Below are 20,014 nucleotides of genomic sequence, written 5' to 3'. Positions count from 1 at the left end.
AGCCGTCGCGAGAGTGCCAACTCGGGGGGGTGGCCGGGCGCGCCCGAGGCACGACACCCGACAAAGTTCACATATCCCGCCACCAGCCTCCTGGCTCCGTGAAATCGATTCGCCTTACCTGATCCCGGCCTCTTCCTGAGTCAGGAAATTGACTGGTAACTCATCGTATCGATGATAGTGCGTTACCGTGTTCGCCGTGACAAGACGTTCGGCCGAAGTACGCCTTGACTCGCTGCTGCGCACTGCCTGTGAGGTGATCGTGGAGCGTGGCCTGGCCAACACCCGCACCGCAGACGTGGCGGAAGCCGCCGGGGTGAGTCAGGCGCTGGTCTTCTACCATTTCTCCACCAAGGACCGGCTGCTCGCCGAGGCGTTCGCGTACGCCGCCGAGCAGGACCTGGCCCGACTCGACACAGTCGTCCGGTCGTCCGCCGAGCCGCTGGAGAAACTGAAGAAGATCATTCGGCTGTACGCCCCGACTGGCAAGTCCAAGGCGTGGACGCTATGGATTGACGGTTGGTCGGAGTCGCTGCGTACCCCTGCCTTGAACCGGGTGTGCCGCAACCTCGACCTGCGCTGGAAAGAGGCACTGATCAAGGTGATCGCCACCGGGTGTGCCGACGGCACCTTCCAGTGCCCGGACCCGAAGGGCGCGGCTTGGCGGATCAACGCACTGATCGACGGTCTGGCGGTGCAGGCCGCGATGCACGACCGGGTGGTTTCCCGCCGGCAGCTCACCGAGTGGATCCGGTTGGCCGTGGCGCGCGAGATCGGCCGCAAGCCGGAGGAGCTGGCCTGATCGTCGCCGCGTCGAAACGGTTCAAACCGCCGCTTGACCCGCTGGGCGGGCGACTCGGCCTGCTCGGGAGCGGTGGTTACGGCAACCGGCGTCCGGCCGACCTGCCACTGTCCGGCGACGACCGGTAGGCGGATAATCGCCCCGGGAGCGGCCCGGAGCTACCACCGGTGACCGCGCGCCGCCCGCGGAGAAGGAGGCCTGGGTGCCGGGAGCAGGGATCAGCATCCGGGACGTCGCCTCGCGGGCCGGCGTCTCCGTCGGCACCGTGTCGAACGTGCTCAACCGGCCGGACATCGTCGCGGCCGGTACCCGGTCCCGGGTGCTCGCCGCGATCAACGAACTCGGCTTCGTCCCCAACGACGCGGCCCGACAACTACGCCGGGGCCGGGGCCGCACGTTGGGCCTGGTGGTACTGGACGTGGCCAACCCGTTCTTCACCGACGTGGCCCGGGGCGTCGAGGACGCCACCAGCGGCGCCGGCATGCCGGTGATCTTCTGCAACAGCGACGGCGACGCCGGCAAGGAGAGCGCCTACCTGGACCTGCTGGAGGAGCAGCGGGTGCAGGGGGTGCTGATCACCCCGGTCGACGACGCCAACGACCGGCTGCTGCGGCTGCGCGATCGCGGCGTACTGGTGATTCTGCTGGACCGGCGGTCCCGCCGGCCGGACCTCTGTTCGGTCTCGGTCGACGACCGGCTCGGCGGCGAGCTGGCGCTGCGCCATCTGATCGACGCCGGGCACCGACGGATCGCGTACGTCGGCGGGCCCGGGCATCTGGAACAGGTCCGGGACCGGTACGCCGGGGCGGTCCGGGCGCTTACCGAGGCCGGACTCGACGAACGGCAGCTGCGCCGGTTCGACACGCCGAGCCTGACGGTGGCCGCCGGTCGGGACGCCGCCGCACGGATGCTCGGTGTGCCCCGCACCTCCCGGGTGAGCGCCGTTTTCTGCGCCAACGACCTGCTGGCCCTCGGGGTCCTGCAGGGACTGACTCGTCAGCAGGTACGGGTACCCGAGGACATCGCGCTGGTCGGCTACGACGACATCGAGTTCGCGGCCGCGGCGGCGGTGCCGCTGTCCTCGGTGCGCCAGCCTCGGCAGCGGCTCGGGCAGACCGCAGCGGCGCTGCTGCTGGAGGAGGCGACCAGCCCGGACTCGCACCGCCACCGGCAGGTGGTCTTCGAGCCGGAGCTGGTGGTCCGCGAGTCCAGTCAGGATACTCGCGGCACCCGGTTGGACGGCTGATCCACGACCTTGACAGCCCGGTTTGGTCGCTCGTATGTTTGGGTCGGCTGTTGAAACGGTTCATCCGGGAGGTGCCGGTGCGGCGGTACTGCTTCGTGCTGCGGGTCCGACCGGATCGACTGGCTGAGTACCGGGCCCGGCACGCGGCCGTCTGGCCGGAGATGCTGCGTGCGCTGCGTGCCGCCGGCTGGCATGACTACGCGCTCTTCCTGCACCCCGATGGCCTGCTGGTCGGCCATGTCCGGGCTGACGATCTGGCCGCCGCACAGGCGGCGATGGCCCGCACCGAGGTCAACGCCCGATGGCAGGCCGAGATGGCACCGTTCTTCACCGAACTGGACGGCCGGCTCCCCGACGAGGGTTTCGTCCTGCTCGAGGAGATCTTCGACCTCGACGAGCAACTCGCCGCGCTCGACGACCCGCACCCCGGCGATGCCTGGTCGTGGCGGCTGGACCGGCCGCCGCTGCCGGCCCAGCCGCCACGACCGGCAGAAAACCCGACTTCGTACCAGAAACGAGTGCTATGACCCGCCGGATCAAGGACGCGCTTCGGGAACAGCGAATCGAGGTCCCGTCCTGGGCGTACGGCAACTCGGGCACCCGGTTCAAGGTGTTCGGCCAGCCCGGGGTCCCCCGTACCCCCGAGGAGAAGATCGCCGACGCGGCCCAGGTGCACGCGGTCACCGGCATCGCCCCCACGGTCTCACTGCACATCCCGTGGGACCGGGTCGACGACTACGCCCAGCTCGCCCGGCACGCCGCCGACCTGGGGGTACGGATCGGCACCATCAACGCCAACGTCTTCTCCGACGACGACTACCGCCTCGGCAGCGTCACCAATCCCGACCCCCGGATCCGGCGCAAGGCCGTCGCTCACCTGCTCGACTGTGTCGACGTGATGGATGCCACCGGGTCGACCGACCTGAAGCTGTGGTTCGCCGACGGCACCAACTACCCCGGCCAGGACAACATTCGTGTCCGGCAGGACCGGCTCGCCGAGGCGCTCGACGTCACCTACGCCCGGCTCGGCGAGCATCAGCGGCTGCTGCTGGAGTACAAGCTGTTCGAACCGGCCTTCTACACCACCGACGTGCCGGACTGGGGCACCGCGTACGCGCACTGCCTGCGACTCGGCGAGCGGGCCCAGGTGGTGATAGACACCGGCCACCACGCCCCGGGCACCAACATCGAGTTCATCGTGGCGTTCCTGCTACGGGCCGGGCGGCTCGGCGCCTTCGACTTCAACTCCCGGTTCTACGCCGACGACGACCTGATGGTCGGTGCCGCCGACCCGTTCCAGCTCTTCCGGATCATGTTCGAGATCGTCTCGGCGGACGCGCTGCAGCAGGCCAGCGGCATCAACTTCATGCTCGACCAGTGCCACAACATCGAGCCGAAGATCCCCGGCCAGATCCGGTCCGTCCTCAACGTCCAGGAGGCCACCGCCAAGGCGCTGCTGGTCGACACGGCGGCACTGGCCGCCGCGCAGTCCACCGGGGACGTGCTGGGCGCCAACGCCGTGCTGATGGACGCCTATCACACCGACGTACGTCCGTTGCTCCGCGAGCTGCGCGCCGAGCAGGGCCTGGACCCGGATCCGATGGCTGCCTATGCCCGCAGCGGGTACGCCGAACGGATCGTCGTCGAGCGGGCCGACGGCCAGCCGGCTGGTTGGGGTGCCTGACATGGCCGGAAAGCCGCAGACCGACCGACAGCCACAAACCGACCGACACCCGCAGACCGCCGGGCATCCCGAGGTCGCCGCGCTGCTGGCCCGCGGCCATCGGCTGGGCGCTGACCGGCGGACCACGAACTACGGTGGCGGCAACATCTCCGTCAAGGCCACCGCCGACGACCCGGTCACCGGCGACCCGGTCGAGCTGATGTGGGTGAAGGGTTCCGGCGGCGACATCGGTACGTTGACCGACGCCGGGCTGGCGGTACTGCGGGTCGACCGCCTACACGAGCTGGCCGGACGCTACCTGGGCCGGCGACGCGGCGAACCGGTCGGGCCGCGACGTGAGGACGAGATGGTGCCGGCGCTCGACTACTGCCTGCACGGTCGGGGCGGCGCGGCCCCGTCGATCGACACCGCGATGCACGGCCTGATCGGCGCCGCCCACGTCGACCATCTGCACCCGGAGGCCGGGCTGGCCTTCGCCACGGCGGCCGACGGGCCCGAGCTGACCCGGCGCTGCTTCGGCGACCGGGTGCTGTGGGTGCCGTGGCGAAGGCCCGGCTTCCAGTTGGGCGTCGACATCGCCGCACTGGCCCAAGACAATCCGCAGGCGATCGGCGTGATCCTCGGCGGGCACGGGATCACCGCGTGGGGGGCGACCAGCGACGAGTGCGAAGCCCGGTCAATGGAGATCATCTCCGGCATCAACCGGTTCCTGGCCGAACACGGCCGTCCGGAGCCGTTCGGGCCGGTCCGGGACGGGTACGCGGCGCTCGCCGCCGACCAGCGGGCCGCCCGCGCCGCCGCGCTCGCCCCGCTGATCCGTGGCCTGGTCAGCACCGACGGCCGGCAGGTCGGCCAGTTCAGCGACGATTCGGCGGTGCTGGACTTCCTGTCCCGTACGGCGCTCCCCCGGCTGGCCGAGCTCGGCACCTCCTGCCCCGACCACTTCCTGCGGACCCGGGTCCGGCCCCTGCTGCTGGACCTGCCGGCGGACACCCCGCTGGCCGAGGTCCGCGACCGGCTCGGTGAGCTGCACCAGTGGTACAGGGACGCGTACCGGGCCTACTACCAGCGGCACGCCGGACCGGACTCGCCGCCGATGCGCGGCGCCGATCCGACGATCGTGCTGGTGCCGGGGGTCGGCATGTTCAGCTACGGGCGGGACGCCGCGACGGCCCGGATTGCCGGCGAGTACTACCGCAACGCGATCGAGGCGATGCGCGGCGCCGAGGCGGTATCGACGTACACGCCGATTGACGAGGCGGAGAAGTTCCGCATCGAATACTGGGCGTTGGAAGAGGCGAAGCTGCGCCGGCTGCCGCCACCTCGACCGTTGGCCGGACGGGTCGCGCTGATCACCGGCGGCGGGTCGGGCATCGGTGCGGCCACCGCCCGTCGGTTGGCCGGCGAGGGCGCCAGCGTGGTCGTCGCCGACCGCGACGGCGCGGCCGCCGCCGAGGTGGCCGGCGGGATCGGCGGGCCGGACCGGGCGGTCGCGGTCACCGTGGACGTCACCGACGCCAATGCGGTCGAGGCGGCACTGGCCCGTGCCGCGCTGGCCTTCGGCGGGGTCGACCTGGTCGTGAACAACGCCGGGTTGTCGCTGTCCCGGCCGCTGCTGGAAACCACCGACGACGACTGGGACCGGCAGCACCGGGTGATGGCACGCGGGTCGTTCCTGGTGTCCCGGGCCGCCGCCGGGATCATGGTCGACCAGGGTCTCGGCGGCGACATCATCTACGTGGTCAGCAAGAACTCGGTGTTCGCCGGGCCGGAGAACGTCGCGTACGGCGCGGCAAAGGCGGATCAGGCGCACCAGGTGCGGCTGCTCGCCGCCGAGCTGGGCGCACACGGCATCCGGGTGAACGGCGTCAACCCGGACGGCGTGGTCCGCGGCTCGGGGATCTTCGCCGCCGGCTGGGGTGCCCAGCGGGCCGCCGTGTACGGCGTACCCGAGGCGGAGCTGGGCGCGTTCTACGCCCGCCGCACGCTGTTGAAGCGTGAGGTGCTGCCGGAGCACGTGGCGAACGCCGTCTTCGTGCTGGCCACCGACGACCTCTCCCACACCACCGGCACCCACCTGCCGGTCGACGCCGGCGTACCCGCGGCCTTCCTCCGGTGACCACCGACCGGGCGGCGCTGGCCGCCGTCGATCTCGGCGCGGCCAGCGGCCGGGTGATGCTCGGCGAGGTCGACCCGGACGGTGTCAAGCTGACCGAGGTGCACCGGTTCGACAACGACGCGGTGCAGGTGGCCGGCACCCTGTACTGGGACGTACTGCGGCTGTACTCGCAGACCGTGACCGGGTTGCGGGCGGCGGTGGCCCACCGGGCCGATCTGATGAGTATCGGCGTCGACTCGTGGGCGGTCGACTACGGGCTGTTGGACAGCGGGGGTGATCTGCTCGCCAACCCGGTGCACTACCGCGACCGGCGCACCGACGGGGTCGCCGACCGGGTGGTCGCCCGGCTCGGCGCCGACCGGCTCTACCGGACCACCGGCGTGCAGCAACTGCCGTTCAACACGCTGTTCCAGCTGGTCGCGGCCGCTGACACGCCGACGCTGGCGGCCGCCGACCGACTGCTGATGATCCCCGACCTGCTCGCCTACTGGCTGACCGGGCTGGCCGGCACCGAGGTCACCAACGCCTCCACCACCCAGCTGCTCGACGTGCACACCCACCGCTGGGCGACAGACGTGATCGCCGACGCCGGCATCCCGCAGCGGCTCTTCGGCCCGCTACGCCGGCCGGGTGAGCCGGCCGGCGAACTGCGTCGTCAGGTACGGTCCGCGATCGGCGCCGACCGGCCGGTGCCGGTGACCACGGTCGGCTCGCACGACACCGCGTCGGCGGTGGTCGCCGTACCGGCGGTGGACGGATCGTTCGCGTTCATCTCGTGCGGCACCTGGTCGCTGGTCGGGCTCGAACTGGCCGCACCGGTGCTGTCGACGGCCAGCCGGGCGGCGAACTTCAGCAACGAGGCCGGCGTCGACGGCACCGTACGGTATCTGCGTAACGTGATGGGTCTCTGGCTGCTGCAGGAATGCCTACGGCACTGGCGGGAGCGGGGCCGGCCGGTGGAACTGGCGGCGGTACTCACACAGGCCGCCCGCCAGCCGCCGCTCGCCGCGGTGGTCAACCCGGACGACCCGGTGTTCCTGCCCCCCGGTGACATGCCGGCCCGGCTGGCCCGGGCGTGCGCGGACACCGGTCAGCCGGTGCCGGACTCGCCCGCCGCCGTGGTCCGCTGCGTCGTCGACAGCCTCGCCCTCGCCCACCGGTCGGCGGTACGTCAGGCGGCCGAACTCGCCGACCACGAGGTGACCGTGGTGCATCTGGTCGGCGGCGGGACCCGCAACGAACTGCTCTGCCAGCTCACCGCAGACGCCTGCCGGCTGCCGGTGGTCGCCGGCCCGGTCGAGGCGACCGCGCTCGGCAACGTCGTGGTGCAGGCCCGAGCCGCCGGCACCGTACGGGGCGGGCTCGCCGAGCTGCGGGCGGTGATTCGACGCGGTCGCCGGTTACGGACGTATCTGCCCACGGCGGCCGGCGCCGAAGCTTGGTCGGCGGCGGCCGCCCGGGTCGGCCTGCGGCCCTGAGCCGAAGCGACCGGTCCGGTCGGCCCGACTCGACGGGCTCCAGCCGCCGAACGGCGGTACACGGGCACCGGCACCGGCACCGGCCGGCACCGCGTCGTCGGGGTCGGCGAGGCCGCGCATCAGCCGGGCCCGGACCCGCAGCAGCAGACCGAAGCCGACGAAGACCATCGCGCCGCCGGCGACGAACCAGGCGACCGGGATACCGGAGGCGTCACCGGCCGGGATCGCGTCCACCGGCTGCGGGCCACCACCACCGGACCCGGCCGGTGCGTCGCCGTCCGGCACCGCAGCCTCGGGCTGGCTGTCCACCGGCTCCTCGGACGGCTCGGGATCCGAGCCACCAGGCTCGCCGACCACCGGCAGGGTCGCCGCAGTGTCGGCCAGCAACTGCGTGTTCTCGTCGTACGCCTCGACGGTAAAGGTCACCTTGCCCTCGGCGTCGTCGGCGAAGCTGAACTGGTACTGCGCGGTGACCGTACGGTCGGCGCAGAGGATGCCGGGATCGAGCTGCACGTCGGTCAGCCGCGCGTCGTCACCGTCGGTCTGCACGTCGACCGCGAACGCCGCGCCCTGCTCGACCCGGGCCGCCCGGATCTCGTCGAGACCGACACCGTCCGAGCGCAGCACCAACGACCAGCGGACCTTTTCGCACTCGCCGCCGAGGCTCCGACTGACCACCACGGTCATCTCGACCGGCCCGGCACCGGCGACCGCCTCGTCCGGCAACTCGGTGACCTGCGCCCGGTAGCCGCCCTGGGCGAACGCCGGTGTCGCCGCGGTCAGCACCAGTCCGGCCGCTGCGGCCAGCCCGACCCCGACCCGGGCCGCGATTCGCCCCACCCAGCTCACCACCTTCTCCGGGTTGCCACCCGGCATCCGTCGCCGTGTCCACTGGCCACGGTACGGCCGTACCCGTGGACCGGACAGGGTCCGTTCTTCTCACCCAGTGCGAACTGAAACGGGTTAATTCACCACCTGTGGTGAACCGGTAACCGCTGGCCGCGACCGGCACTCGCTGGGCCGGCCGGGCACAATCCGGATGGTGACCACTGATCTGTCGAGCGCCGAACTGTCGACCTTCGTCCGCGCCCATGCCCGGCTCGCCCCGGTGGCCCATGTGCCGGAGCTGCGGCTATACCAGGCGGCCGAGCCGATCGGCCTGTGGGAGCTGACCGAGGGTGAGTTCCGCAGCGAACAACCGCCGCCGTTCTGGGCGTTCCCCTGGGCCGGCGGTCAGGCGTTGGCCCGGTTCCTGCTGGACCACCCGCAGACCGTCGCCGGTCTGCGGGTGCTGGATCTGGCCTGCGGCTCCGGATTGGTCGCGATCGCGGCGGCCAGGGCCGCGGCGGCGACGGTACGCGCGGTCGACGTGGATCCGGTGGCCGGCGCCGCCGCCGGGCTCAACGCCGCCGCGAACCGGGTACGGCTGGACGTCACCGTCGCCGACCTGCTCGACGGCGACCACGGCGACGCGCAGGTGGTGCTGGCCGGTGACGTGTTCTACAGCGAGGCGATGGCCGCGCGGATGCTGCGCTTCCTGCTGGGCGCCGCCGCCGACGGGGCCCGGGTGCTGGTCGGTGACCCGGACCGGGCGTACCTGCCCCGGGAGCGGTTCACCGAGCTGGCCGACTACCAGGTGCCGGTGCCGCCGGCGTTGGAGAGCGTGCGGGTCCGGCGTACCCGGGTCTGGCAGCTGCGCCCGCCGGTGCGCCGGCCGGCGCGGGCGCTAGCGTGACCGGGTGCTGTTCCGCAACTGGGAGAGGGTCGACGACCGGTGGCCGCCGGTGGTCCGGGTCGCCGACCACACCGGTGCCCCGCATCTGCTGGTGACCCGGCACGGCCTGGTCCGTCAGGTGCTCGCCGATCCGGTGACCTTCCGGCCGGACAACGCCCTGGACGCGGTCACGCCGGTGCCGGTCGCCGCGTTGCGGGTGCTGGCCTCGTACGGGTTCCGGCTGCCGCCGACGCTGGCGAACAACGGTACCGCGAGTCACCCGGCGATCCGGGCGGTGGTCGCCGAGGCGCTGCACCCGACCCGGGTCGCCGCCCAGCGGGACTGGCTGGCCGGGCTGGTCCGCGAGCGGGTGGCAGGGCTGGCGGCGACGCTGGCCGGCGGCGGCCGGGTCGACCTGTACGCCGGGCTGGCCGCCGACCTGCCGCTGCTGGTGCTGGCCCGGCTGGTGCAGTTGCCGCCGGCCGCGACCGACACGGTGAAGCGGTTCGCCCGCGCCGCGCTGGAGCTGTTCTGGGCCCCGGTCGACGCCGGCCGGCAGCACGAGCTGGCCCACACGGTGGGCCGGTTCCATACCGTGCTGCGCGACTTCGCGGCGACCGGCGGCGGGCTGGCGAAGTCGCTGCGCGACGCCGGGCAGTCCGCCGACTCGGTGGTCGGGGCGCTGTTCTTCCTGCTGGTCGCCGGGCAGGAGACCACCTCGCAGTTCCTGACGCTGCTGCTGCACCGGCTGGCCGGCGAGCCGGCGGTGCTCGCCGGGCTCGCCGACGGTTCGGTCGACGTCGATGACGTGGTCGAGGAAGGGCTGCGTCTGGTGCCGCCGATCGTCACCTGGCGGCGGCGGGCGGCGCTCGACACGGCGGTGGCTGACGAGCCGGTGCCCGCCGGGTCCAGCATCGTGCTCTGGCTGGCCGCAGCCGGCCGGGATCCGGCCGTGGTGGCGCAGACCGACCAGTTCGTCCCCGGTCAGCGGGGTTCCCGTCGGCATCTGGCCTTCGGTGCGGGGGCGCACCGCTGCGTGGGGGCGCAGCTGGCCAGGATGGAGACGGCGGTGGTGGTCGAGCAGGCGGTGCCGCTGCTCACCGGCGCAGAGGTGGTCCGGGCGCCGTGGTCACCGGACAACCTGTCGTTCCGGATGCCGGACGCGCTGGTGATCCGACGACCGCCGTCGGACACCGCCCCGGCCGGCTGACGCTGACCTGCCCCGGCCGGCTGACGGCTGACCATCCGGCCCTGGCCCGGGTGGTCAGCTGGTCTCGTCGGCCCACGCCCGCCAGTCGTCCAGTACGCCGTACAGCGCCGGGGTCAGCCAGCCGGGCGCGGAACGGCGGAACACCCCCGGTTCGAGGGTGCCGGCGCCGTCGGGCACCGCGCCGACCATGGTCGGCACCAGTTCGCTCAGGTTCGCCCAGTGCACCAGTTCGGGCTCGGCCGGCCAGGCGCCGAGCATCACGCCGGCGGGAACCGCCCGGCGCTCCAGCGCCTCCAGGGTCAACGCGGTGTGGTTGAGGGTGCCCAGCCCGGCCCGGGACACCACCACCGCCGGCGCGCCGAGCGACACCGCCAGGTCGGCGATGGTCCACGGCTCGCCGGACGGTCGCAGCCCCATCGGCACCAGCAACCCGCCGGCCCCTTCGACGAGCACCAGGTCGTGCTTGTCCGCCTCCTCGCGTACCGCGTCGACGGCTGCGTACAGCTCCAGCGGCTCGGCCGCGGCGACCCGGGCGGCGGCCAGCGGGGCCAGCGGTTCGGGATAGCTGGCGATGGTGCGTACGGTGGCGGGATCGGCCAGCCGGGTCACCACGTCGGCGTCCGACGGCTCGCCGGTCGCCGTGCCGGTCTGACCTGGTTTGACCATCGCCACCCGCAGGCCGGCGGCCTGGGCGGCGGCGGCGATCGCCGCGGTCACCACGGTCTTGCCGACACCGGTGTCGGTGCCGGTGACGACCACCGCGCCGTGCCAGCCGGTCACGGCGCGCACTCCACGATCACGTCGAGCGCCCGGTCGAAGTCGGCCCGGGGGATCCCGGCGTTGACGGTGATCCGCAGCCGGGCCCGCTGGTCGGGGGTGGACGGTGGCCGGAAGCAGCCGACCGCGACCCCCCGGTCGCGGCAGTCCCGGGCCCAGGCGAGCGCGGTCTCCGGCCCGGGAGCGCCGATCGAGACCACCCCGCCGGCCGGTGGCCCGCCGACGTCGAGGCCGGCACCGGTGAACCGGCCCACGGCGGCGGCGACCCGGGCGGTCAGCTCGGCCCGCAGCCGCGTGCCGTCGCGGGCCAGCGTCAGCGCGGCGTGCGCCCCGGCGGCGACCGCCGGGGCGAGCGCGGTGTCGAAGATGAAGGTACGCCCGGTGTCGATCACGTGCCGGATCAGCGGCTGCGGCCCGGCCAGCACTCCCCCGGCCCCGCCGAGCGCCTTGGACAGGGTGGCGGTGACCACCACGTCGGGTTGGCCGGCGAGTCGGGCGGCGGCGACGCCGCCGGCACCGGCCGGCCCGATGACACCGAGCGCGTGCGCGTCGTCGACCAGCAGCAGCGCACCGTGCCGGCGGACGACCGCGTGCAGCGCGGCCAGCGGCGCCAGGTCGCCGTCGACGGAGAAGACCGACTCGGTGACGACCAACGCCGGCTGTCCGGGGTGGGCGGTCAGCACCGCGTCCACCGCGGCCGGGTCAGCGTGCGCGACGACCTCGGTCTGCGCGCCGGCGAGCCGGCCGCCATCGATCAGCGAGGCGTGGTTGTGCGCGTCGCAGACCAGCAGGGTACGGGGCCGGACCAGCGCTCGAACCGCGCCGAGGTTGGCCAGGTAGCCGGAGGAGAAGACCAACGCCCGGTCGGCGCCGAGCCAGTCGGCCAGGTCGGTCTCCAGAGCGGCGTGCGCGTCGGTGGAGCCCCGGACCAGCCGTGAGCCGGTGGCGCCGAGGCCGTAGCGCCGCAGGGCGTCCGCCGCCGCCGCGACCACCTCGACGCGGGTGGCCAGCCCGAGGTAGTCGTTGCCGGCCAGGTCGGTCAGCGGGTCGTCGGCGGTACGGGGGCGCAGCTCGCGGGTCAGCCCGGCTTTGGCCCGCAGCTCGGCCCGCCGCCGTAGGCCGTCCAACCAGTCCGCCACGGGTCCCCCTCGTCGTCTACGCCGCCTTGTAGGGTACGACCATGTCCGACATCCTCGATCTAGCCCGCGCCCAAGTCCTGGAGCGTGGCGTCGGCCTGGACGAGGCCGGGGTCCTCGCCGTGCTACGGCTGCCCGACGAGCAGGTTCCGGCTGCGCTGCAACTCGCCCACGAGGTGCGGATGCGCTGGTGCGGGCCGGAGGTCGAGGTGGAGGGCATCGTCTCGCTCAAGACCGGCGGCTGTCCGGAGGACTGCCACTTCTGCTCCCAGTCCGGCCTGTTCGCTTCACCGGTACGGGCGGTGTGGCTGGACATCCCGTCACTGGTCGAGGCGGCGAAGCAGACGGCGGCGACCGGGGCCACCGAGTTCTGTATCGTGGCGGCGGTGCGGGGGCCGGACGCCCGGCTGATGCGGCAGATGCGCGAGGGTGTCGCCGCGATCCGGGCCGAGGTGGACATCCAGGTCGCTGCATCACTCGGGATGCTGACCCAGGAGCAGGTCGACGAACTGGTCGACATGGGGGTGCACCGGTACAACCACAACCTGGAGACCTGCCGCTCCTACTTTCCGAACGTGGTGACGACGCACAGTTTCGAGGAGCGGTGGGAGACGCTGCGGATGGTGCGCGACTCCGGCATGGAGGTGTGTTGTGGCGGCATCCTCGGGCTGGGTGAGACGATCGAGCAGCGGGCCGAGTTCGCCGCGCAACTGGCCGCCCTCGACCCGCACGAGGTGCCGCTCAACTTCCTCAACCCACGGCCCGGCACGCCGCTGGGCGACCGTCCGGTGGTCGAGGCCCGTGACGCGTTACGCGCCATCGCCGGCTTCCGGCTGGCGATGCCACGAACGATTCTGCGGTACGCCGGCGGCCGGGAAATCACTCTCGGTGATCTGGGCACCCGGGACGGGCTGCTCGGCGGCATCAACGCGGTGATCGTCGGCAACTATCTGACCACTCTGGGGCGCCCGGCGACGGAGGACCTGGCGCTGCTGGACGACCTGAAGATGCCGGTCAAGGCGCTGTCGGCGACGATCTGAGGGGCCGGGCGTGGAGGCGATCTGGTGCGACCGGTGCGGTGCGGGGACCAGCGCCGGCAACCACGACGGCTGCGCTGCGGCGCGGGCCTGGGAGCCGCCCCGCTTCTGTACCAGGTGCCGACGGCGGATGAAGGTGCAGGTGCTGCCGGCCGGTTGGTCAGCGTGCTGCGTCGAGCACGGCGAGGTCCGGCCGAGCTGACCCGCCCGGCTGTGCCAGTGCCACCCGGCCGGCCTGGCCGGCGGCGGCCTGGCCGCACCTGTCAACGGCACCGATGCGGCGGCTCGTCGCCGACCGCCCGGGCGGCTGGCGTCGCCACGTCGCAGAGCCGGGCCACGACCCGGTCCGGGTCGAGGTCCCACACCTGGGCCGAGGTGTCGGTCGAACCGCTGACCAGCAGCCCGTCGCGGGTGAACGCGATCGCGTTGACGTTGTCGACGTGTCCGACGAGCACCGCCGTCAACTCGCCGCTGTCGACTTTCCACACCCGCACCAGGTCGTCGCTGACGGCGGTGGTGACCAGCCGCTCGCCGTCCGGACTGAAGGACACCGCGGACAGTCTGGTGGTGGGTGTGGCCACTGTGCCGACCAGGTCCAGTCCGGCGACGGTGCGCAGCTCGACCTGACCGTTGCTGCGGGCGACCGCGACCAGGTTTCCGTCCGGGCTGACCGCGACATCGGTGAGTTGACGGTCCGCGATGACTGCCCGGTCCCTGCCGGACAGGTCGGCGGTGCGCCATGACCTGACCTCGGCCCGCACCACCGTCTCCGCGCCGCTCACCACACCCTGGTTGGCGGTCGCCAACAGCGTGGTCCCGTCGGTGCCGAAGCCCAGTGCGCTCACCACGCCACCCGTCGGCAGGAAGGTCGGTTCCGCGTCCCGGTCGAGCCGCCAGACCAGCACCCCGTCGTCCTCGCCGGCCGGGTCGAGCACGGCGACGGCAAGCAGCCCGCCGTCCGGGGAGTACGCCGGGTGTCTGGTCGTCCAGCCGTCCCGCCCGGCGGCGGTGTCGTGCGAGACCAGCTCGCCGGCGACGGTGTAGCGCAGTACGCCGCTGCCGGTGGTGCTGACGGCGAAGGTGCCGTCACCGGCGACCGCGACCCCGGTGACGGTGTCCGACGCATGGACGGTGGCCCGCACCGCGCGGGCGGCCAGATCCCAGATCCGCACCACGTCGTCGCCGGCAGCGGTGACGACCCGGTCCGCCGCCGGGTCGACCGCGACGAACTGGACCGACTGCGGATGCCGCAGCAGCACGCCGGTGCGCCGGAACAGCACGGTCGGGGCGTCCGGTCCGGTGACCGCGACGGTCCGGCCGTCGGCGGCCACCGCCACGTCGGCGACGACCCGGCCGACGTAGCCGGTGTGGGCCGAGGAAACCACCCCGGTGGTCAACGCCCAGCTGTCGATCCGACCGGTACGCCACCCGCCGGTGGTCAGCAGCGAGCCGTCCGGGGTGACGGCGAGCGGCACCGCAGCGCGAAACGGCCCGGCCGGCAGGGCGGTGCGCTCGCCGGTGGACACCGACCAGCTGTGCAACGTCCCGTCGGTTCCGCTGGTCACCAGCACGTCGTCCGGGCCGAAGGCCACCTGTTGGGCGGCGGGCAGGCTGCGGAGCAGGGTCTGGTCGGTCAACTGCCAGACCTGGACGTCACCGTCGGTGGGGTTGGCGACGGCCAGCAGCGTACCGTCGGCATTGACATCCAGGTCGTAACCGAGCATCCCGGTCGGCAGCGACCACTGCAGGTCGCCAGTGATCGCCGACCAGCCGCCGACCTGCAGCTCGGGCGACAGGTCGGCGCCGAGTCGACCGGCGACGACCGTGGCGCCGGTGGGCAGCCAGCCGAGCGCGCCGACCGCCGGCAGGGTGTGCCGCAGCTGACCGGTCGACACGTCCCAGATCCGGACACCGTCCCGGCTGAACGAGCCGGAGGCAAGGAAGCGGCCGTCCGGTGAGAACGCCAGCGTCACCACGCCGGCGTCGGTGGCGTGCCGCAGCTCGACGTCGCGCTGGCGCAGGGTGGCGACGTCCCAGAGCCGGACCAGACCGTCCTGGTGTCCCACCGCCACCGCCGTGCCGTCCGGGCTGACGGCGGCGGACAGCCCGCCGGGCGCGGTGCCCAGCGGCCCGATCGTTCCCGCCGCCTGCGCCGACAGCAGCGCACCGTACGCCTCGACGGTAGGCGCCTGGTCCCAGGCGTCCAGCGCCCGGCCGACGGCGAGCAGGTCGTCGTCGGCGGCCGCGGCGATCTGCGACTCGGCGGCCAGCTGTCGGGAAATCGCCTGCCGGCGTTGGTCCTCGGCGGCCGCCTGCTGGTACACCGCGACCAGCCCGCCGGCGACGGCGAGCAGCAGCGCCGCCGCGAGGCCCACGGTCAGCCGGCGCAGCCGCCGTACGCCGCGCAGCCGGGCCAGTTCGGCGGCTTCGGCGGCGGCCACGCTCGCGGACAGGAAGTCCACCTCCGTCGCGGACAGGTCGTTTCGGTCCACCTGGTCACGCACCAGCGCCAGCCGGGTGCCGCGCAACAGCAGGTCGGGGTCGCGGCCGGCGGTCTGCCAGTCCCCGGCGGCGACGGTCAGCCGCTGCCGCCGGATCAGCTCGTCCCGTGCCTCGGCGAGCCAGCTGTCCAGGCGCGGCCAGTTGGTCAGCAGCGCCTCGTGGCTGATCTCGACGGTGTCGGCGGCGACGGTGACCAGCCGGGCCCGGACCAGCCGGGACAGCAGGTCGGCGTCGAACAGCCGGCTGGCACCGCGACGGCGGGCCACCGCCCCGGTGTCGGTGACGGTGACCAGTCGCAGCATCGCGGTCCGCAGCGCGACGCGGCCGGCGGGGTCCAGGGCGAGGTGGATCCGCTCGGCCGACTCGGCGACGGCGCGACGGATCCCGCCGGTGTCCCGGTAGCCGGCCACGGTCAGCCGCCGCCCGTCGCGCCGCTGCCAGGTCGCCCGCAGGGCGTGCCCGAGCAGCGGCAGCGCCCCTGGGTCGTAGCCGGCGGGTGCCGTCGCGTTCAGGTCGGCGAGCAGCAACTCGACCAGCCCGGGTTCGATCTCCAGACCGGCCCGCGCCGCCGGCTCGGTCACCGCGCGACGCAGTTGGTCGGTGTCCATCCGACCGAGGACCAGATGCCCGGCGGCCAGCGCATGCGCCAGCGGCGGCAGTTCGGCGCAGTCGGCGTAGAAGTCGGCGCGGACCGCGATCACCACGACGGCCGGCGCAGCGGCGGCCAGCGCGGTCACGAAGGCCAGCCGGTGGGCCGGGTCGGCGCACTCGGTGAACAGCTCCTCGAACTGGTCCACCACGATCACCAGCCGACCGTCGGCGGGCGCGGCCCGGGCGGCGAGCGCACCGAACAGCTCCGGGGCCGCGTGCACCCGCGCCGCCGGCAAATCCGCGGCGTCCGCTCCGGCGGCGACGAGCGTACGGTCGACGAGCTCGTCCAGCGGCCGGGCGCCCGGGGTCATCAGCAGCCACGGCCACCGGTCCGCCGGGCCGAGCGCACCGGCGGCGATCGCTGGCAGCACCCCGGCGCGCAGTACCGACGACTTGCCGACCCCGGAGACCCCGGTGACGATCAGCGGTGGACCGCCCACCGCCTGCTCGGCGAGGCGGCTGAGCACCTGCGCGGTCTGCTTCTGCCGGCCGTGGAACCAGGGCGCGTCCTCCGGTTCGAAGGCGGCCAGGCCGGGAAACGGGCACACCGGGTCGTCGGTCGCGGCCGAGCCGGGCTCTGGCCGGTCCGGGTCGACCTGCGGTTCGGCGGGTGCCTGCACCCGGCTGCTCAGCTGGGTGATGGTGAGCAGTTGCCGGCGTACCCGGTCCATCTCGACGCGCTGCTCATGGCTGCGTATCGCCAGTTCGCGGCGGACCTCCCCGAGCACGCGGTGGACGTCGGTCAGCATCCACCGCAGCGCGCCGACGTCGTGGCCGAGGGCCTGGAACGTGGCGGCGAGGTCGTCGCGCAGCCGCGCGTCGGTCTCGGCCGCGGCGGCCAGCGCCACCTCGACCGCGTCGATGCCCCGCAGCAGCTCACCGAGTTCGGCGCGGATCGCCTGGGACTGTTCCCCTTCGTCGACAAGTCGGGCCAGCAGTTCCTCGGCCAGCGCGTCCCGCCACTGTGCCTCGGTTGCCCGCCGGCCGCGCATCCGGTCGGCGGTGTCGACCAGCGCGTCGGTCAGGTAACCGCCGCCGATCTGGCCGAGTTGTTCGACCGCGGCGGTGAGCAGCCCGCCGGAGCCGATCCCGGCGGCGATCGGGGCCAGCGCCGAGGCGGTGAGGAAGGCGAGGATGCCGTACGGGGTGGCGTCGCTCAGTCGTGCCCCGGAACGCCGTGCGGCGGCGCGGACCCAGTCGCGGACTCCCCGCCGGGCCCGCGCGGTGGTGTCGCCGTCCCGTCCGACATCGGCGGAGCCCGCAGCGGCACCGTCCTGATCGGCCATGCCCGCCCTCCTCGCCCGATGCGTCGCTACACAGTGAACAGCAGCCGGACCGGCGGACGGCGAAGACGCGCCGCAGCGCGGCTGCCGCCGGCCCGGCCCGCCGCGCCACGCACCCGGACGGCACCATAACGTCAACTAGATATCCATGATAATGGGTATCTAGACGGCTACTCCTAGCAAGAGAGTAGGGGGTGAAGCTCGGCCCACCCGACGTCGACGCGGGTGGGGCGGGCCAGACCTGTCGAAGGGGACGTCCTGTGACCATTTCCGCAACCCGGAAAACTCTCACCGCCGGGCTGACCGCGCTGCTGGCGCTGGTCAGTTGGCCGGCGGCGGCCCAGGCCGCCGGACCACTCGGCGAGATCCGCCGGGCCGGTGGCACCACCGCCATCCCGGACAGCTACATCGTGGTGCTGGACGACGACGCGGCCACCGCGTCGACGACCCGGCGGCTCGCCGGCCGGTACGGCGCCACAGTGCAGCACGTGTTCGACACCGCCATCGAGGGCTTCACCGCCCGGATGAGCGCCACCGCCGCCCGCCGGCTGGCTGCCCACCCGGCCGTCGCCTACGTCGAGCAGGACCACACCGTCACGCCGTTGACCGCCGGCGTACAGCTGAACCCGCCGTCCTGGGGACTGGACCGGATCGACCAGCGCAACCTGCCGCTGGACAACCGCTACGCCTACCCCACCACTGCGCCCAACGTCCACGCCTACGTCATCGACACCGGGATCCACCGGACGCACAGCGACTTCTCCGGTCGGGTCAGTACCGGTTTCGACGTGATCGACGGTGGCCCGGCCGACGACTGCAACGGCCACGGCACGCACGTCGCGGGAACGATCGGCGGCAGGGCTTACGGCGTCGCGAAGGCGGTCCAGCTGGTGCCGGTACGGGTACTCAGCTGCAGCGGCTCGGGGTCGATCTCCGGGGTGATCGCCGGAATCGACTGGGTGACCGCCAACGCGATCAAGCCCGCCGTCGCCAACATGTCGATCGGCGGCGGTGCCAGCAGCACGCTGGACGCCGCGGTCGTCAACTCGATCCGGTCCGGCGTCACCTACGCGGTGGCCGCCGGCGGCTCCAACACCAGTGCCTGCAACACCTCACCGGCCCGGGTGCCGGAGGCACTGACCGTCGCCGGCACGACGATCACCGACGCCAGGATGAGTTCGGCCAGCTACGGCCCCTGCCTGGACCTGTTCGCGCCCGGGATGAGCATCACCTCGACCTGGCACACCGACAACTCCGCGGTCCGGGTGCTCAGCGGCAGCTCGATGGCGACCGCCCACGTCACCGGCTGTGCGGCCCTGGTCGCCGCCAGGAACCCGTCGTGGAGTGCGGCGCAGGTCGGTAACTACCTGATCCGCAACGCCACCACCGGCGTCGTCACCAACCCCGGGGCGGGCAGCCCGAACCGCCTCGTCTACTGCGCCGGCTGACCGCCGGCCCGACCGCCGAGGAGTTCAACGATGGCAACGACCGTCAGCGCGCACCCGCCCACCCGTACCGGCAACGCCACCGGCCGCGGCGGCACCCCCCGCCGGCTGCTGGCCACCGGCCTGACGCTGATCCTGACCACCGCCGCACTGGTCGCCGGCACCGCGGCGCCGGCGCAGGCGGCAACCACCCCGGGCATCGACGTCTCGCACTGGCAGGGCTCGATCAACTGGACCAGCGTGCGCAACAGCGGCATCGAGTTCGCCTACATCAAGGCCACCGAGGGCACCAGCTACAAGGATCCCCGGTTCAACACCAACTACGTCGCCGCGTACAACGCCGGGGTGATCCGGGGTGCGTACCACTTCGCGTTGCCGGACCGGTCCTCCGGCTCGGTCCAGGCCAACTACCTGGCCAGCAACGGCGGCGCCTGGTCGGCGGACAGCCGGACCCTGCCGGCCGCGCTGGACATCGAGCACAACCCGTACGGCGCGATGTGCTACGGGCTGAGCCAGTCGGCGATGCGCAACTGGATCAGCAGCTTCCTGAACACCTACCGGTCGCGCACCGGACGGTACGCCGTCATCTACACCACCACCAGTTGGTGGAGCAGCTGCACCGGCAACTGGACCGGACCGTGGAGCAACCACCCGTTGTGGCTGGCCAGGTGGGCGAGCAGCCCTGGCACCCTGCCGGCCGGCGCACCGTACTGGTCGTTCTGGCAGTACACGGCCAGCGGCAGCGTCCCCGGCGTCTCCGGCGCGGTCGACCGCAACCACTGGAACGGCACCCGCGCCCGGCTGGTGGCGCTGGCCAACAACACCTGACCCTGGTCGCTCGGCGCCCCGGCCGGACCATGCGGGCCGGCCGGGGCCGGCGACACGCCCTGCTGGTAGCGCCGCCGTCATCAGCAGCACGCCGAACATGATCGC

16 protein-coding genes are annotated in these 20,014 nt (G+C 73.1%); 12 read left to right on the top strand and 4 right to left on the bottom strand.

Features of this window, described 5'->3' with window-relative positions:
- Positions 1–196: 196 nt before the first annotated feature.
- The 6 genes from O7621_RS16360 to O7621_RS16335 all read left to right on the top strand — a co-directional run bounded on the left by O7621_RS16360 (position 197) and on the right by O7621_RS16335 (position 7,326).
- Positions 197–799 (top strand): TetR/AcrR family transcriptional regulator, encoded by a 603-nt coding sequence (locus O7621_RS16360; RefSeq protein WP_278168229.1) that lies wholly within the window; start codon positions 197–199, stop codon positions 797–799.
- Positions 800–1,001: 202 nt separating this feature from the next.
- Entirely contained in the window at positions 1,002–2,045 is a 1,044-nt protein-coding gene (locus O7621_RS16355) for a substrate-binding domain-containing protein (RefSeq protein WP_282230065.1), read from the top strand.
- 50 nt (positions 2,046–2,095) lie between these two features.
- On the top strand, positions 2,096–2,572 hold the full coding sequence (locus O7621_RS16350; protein WP_282230064.1) for an L-rhamnose mutarotase: 477 nt from the start codon (positions 2,096–2,098) through the stop codon (positions 2,570–2,572).
- The gene (gene rhaI / locus O7621_RS16345; RefSeq protein WP_282230063.1) at positions 2,569–3,729 is read left to right on the top strand and encodes an L-rhamnose isomerase; all 1,161 of its coding nucleotides are present in this window, start codon (positions 2,569–2,571) and stop codon (positions 3,727–3,729) included. Before O7621_RS16350 ends, rhaI begins: the two co-directional genes overlap by 4 nt.
- Position 3,730: 1 nt before the next feature.
- Positions 3,731–5,848 (top strand): bifunctional aldolase/short-chain dehydrogenase, encoded by a 2,118-nt coding sequence (locus tag O7621_RS16340; protein WP_282230062.1) that lies wholly within the window; start codon positions 3,731–3,733, stop codon positions 5,846–5,848.
- Entirely contained in the window at positions 5,845–7,326 is a 1,482-nt protein-coding gene (locus tag O7621_RS16335) for a rhamnulokinase family protein (RefSeq protein WP_282230061.1), read from the top strand. The genes O7621_RS16340 and O7621_RS16335 overlap by 4 nt, the downstream gene beginning before the upstream one ends.
- Here the strand turns inward: O7621_RS16335 and O7621_RS16330 are convergent.
- Positions 7,249–8,202: a hypothetical protein gene (locus O7621_RS16330; protein WP_282230060.1), complete on the bottom strand. Its 954-nt coding sequence runs from the start codon at positions 8,200–8,202 to the stop codon at positions 7,249–7,251. The two genes, O7621_RS16335 and O7621_RS16330, sit on opposite strands and share 78 nt — an antisense overlap.
- 166 nt (positions 8,203–8,368) lie before the next feature.
- Here O7621_RS16330 and O7621_RS16325 point away from each other — a divergent pair, with 166 nt between their 5' ends.
- Together O7621_RS16325 and O7621_RS16320 are read left to right on the top strand one after the other, a co-directional pair.
- Positions 8,369–9,061: a 50S ribosomal protein L11 methyltransferase gene (locus tag O7621_RS16325; RefSeq protein WP_282230059.1), complete on the top strand. Its 693-nt coding sequence runs from the start codon at positions 8,369–8,371 to the stop codon at positions 9,059–9,061.
- Between the two features lie 4 nt (positions 9,062–9,065).
- Positions 9,066–10,250, top strand: coding sequence for a cytochrome P450 (locus O7621_RS16320; RefSeq protein WP_282230058.1), 1,185 nt, complete (start codon positions 9,066–9,068; stop codon positions 10,248–10,250).
- A gap of 54 nt (positions 10,251–10,304) precedes the next feature.
- Here the strand turns inward: O7621_RS16320 and bioD are convergent, their stop codons facing one another.
- Both bioD and O7621_RS16310 read right to left on the bottom strand, forming a co-directional pair.
- Complete coding sequence (bioD, locus tag O7621_RS16315; RefSeq protein ID WP_282230057.1) at positions 10,305–11,039, bottom strand: dethiobiotin synthase; 735 nt, start codon at positions 11,037–11,039, stop codon at positions 10,305–10,307.
- The gene (locus tag O7621_RS16310; protein ID WP_282230056.1) at positions 11,027–12,166 is read right to left on the bottom strand and encodes an 8-amino-7-oxononanoate synthase; all 1,140 of its coding nucleotides are present in this window, start codon (positions 12,164–12,166) and stop codon (positions 11,027–11,029) included. Before O7621_RS16310 ends, bioD begins: the two co-directional genes overlap by 13 nt.
- A 41-nt stretch (positions 12,167–12,207) precedes the next feature.
- Here O7621_RS16310 and bioB point away from each other — a divergent pair, with 41 nt between their 5' ends.
- Positions 12,208–13,203: a biotin synthase BioB gene (bioB, locus tag O7621_RS16305; RefSeq protein ID WP_282230055.1), complete on the top strand. Its 996-nt coding sequence runs from the start codon at positions 12,208–12,210 to the stop codon at positions 13,201–13,203.
- Positions 13,204–13,213: 10 nt separating this feature from the next.
- Positions 13,214–13,402 (top strand): hypothetical protein, encoded by a 189-nt coding sequence (locus O7621_RS16300; protein ID WP_282230054.1) that lies wholly within the window; start codon positions 13,214–13,216, stop codon positions 13,400–13,402.
- 61 nt (positions 13,403–13,463) lie between these two features.
- Here the strand turns inward: O7621_RS16300 and O7621_RS16295 are convergent, their stop codons facing one another.
- Positions 13,464–17,639, bottom strand: a complete 4,176-nt coding sequence (locus O7621_RS16295; RefSeq protein ID WP_282230053.1) for an AAA family ATPase — start codon at positions 17,637–17,639, stop codon at positions 13,464–13,466.
- Positions 17,640–17,944: 305 nt separating this feature from the next.
- Here O7621_RS16295 and O7621_RS16290 point away from each other — a divergent pair, with 305 nt between their 5' ends.
- Both O7621_RS16290 and O7621_RS16285 read left to right on the top strand, forming a co-directional pair.
- Positions 17,945–19,084 carry a S8 family peptidase gene (locus O7621_RS16290; RefSeq protein ID WP_348775319.1) on the top strand — a complete coding sequence of 380 codons (1,140 nt, stop codon included), beginning with the start codon at positions 17,945–17,947 and terminating at the stop codon, positions 19,082–19,084.
- A gap of 30 nt (positions 19,085–19,114) precedes the next feature.
- Positions 19,115–19,909, top strand: a complete 795-nt coding sequence (locus tag O7621_RS16285) for a lysozyme (RefSeq protein WP_282230051.1) — start codon at positions 19,115–19,117, stop codon at positions 19,907–19,909.
- Positions 19,910–20,014: the final 105 nt, after the last annotated feature.

Origin of the sequence: Solwaraspora sp. WMMD937, assembly GCF_029581175.1 — a bacterium.
Lineage (GTDB): Bacteria > Actinomycetota > Actinomycetes > Mycobacteriales > Micromonosporaceae > Micromonospora_E.
The sequence above is the reverse complement of the archived record's forward strand: the minus strand, read 5'-3'. Positions and strand labels throughout refer to the sequence as shown.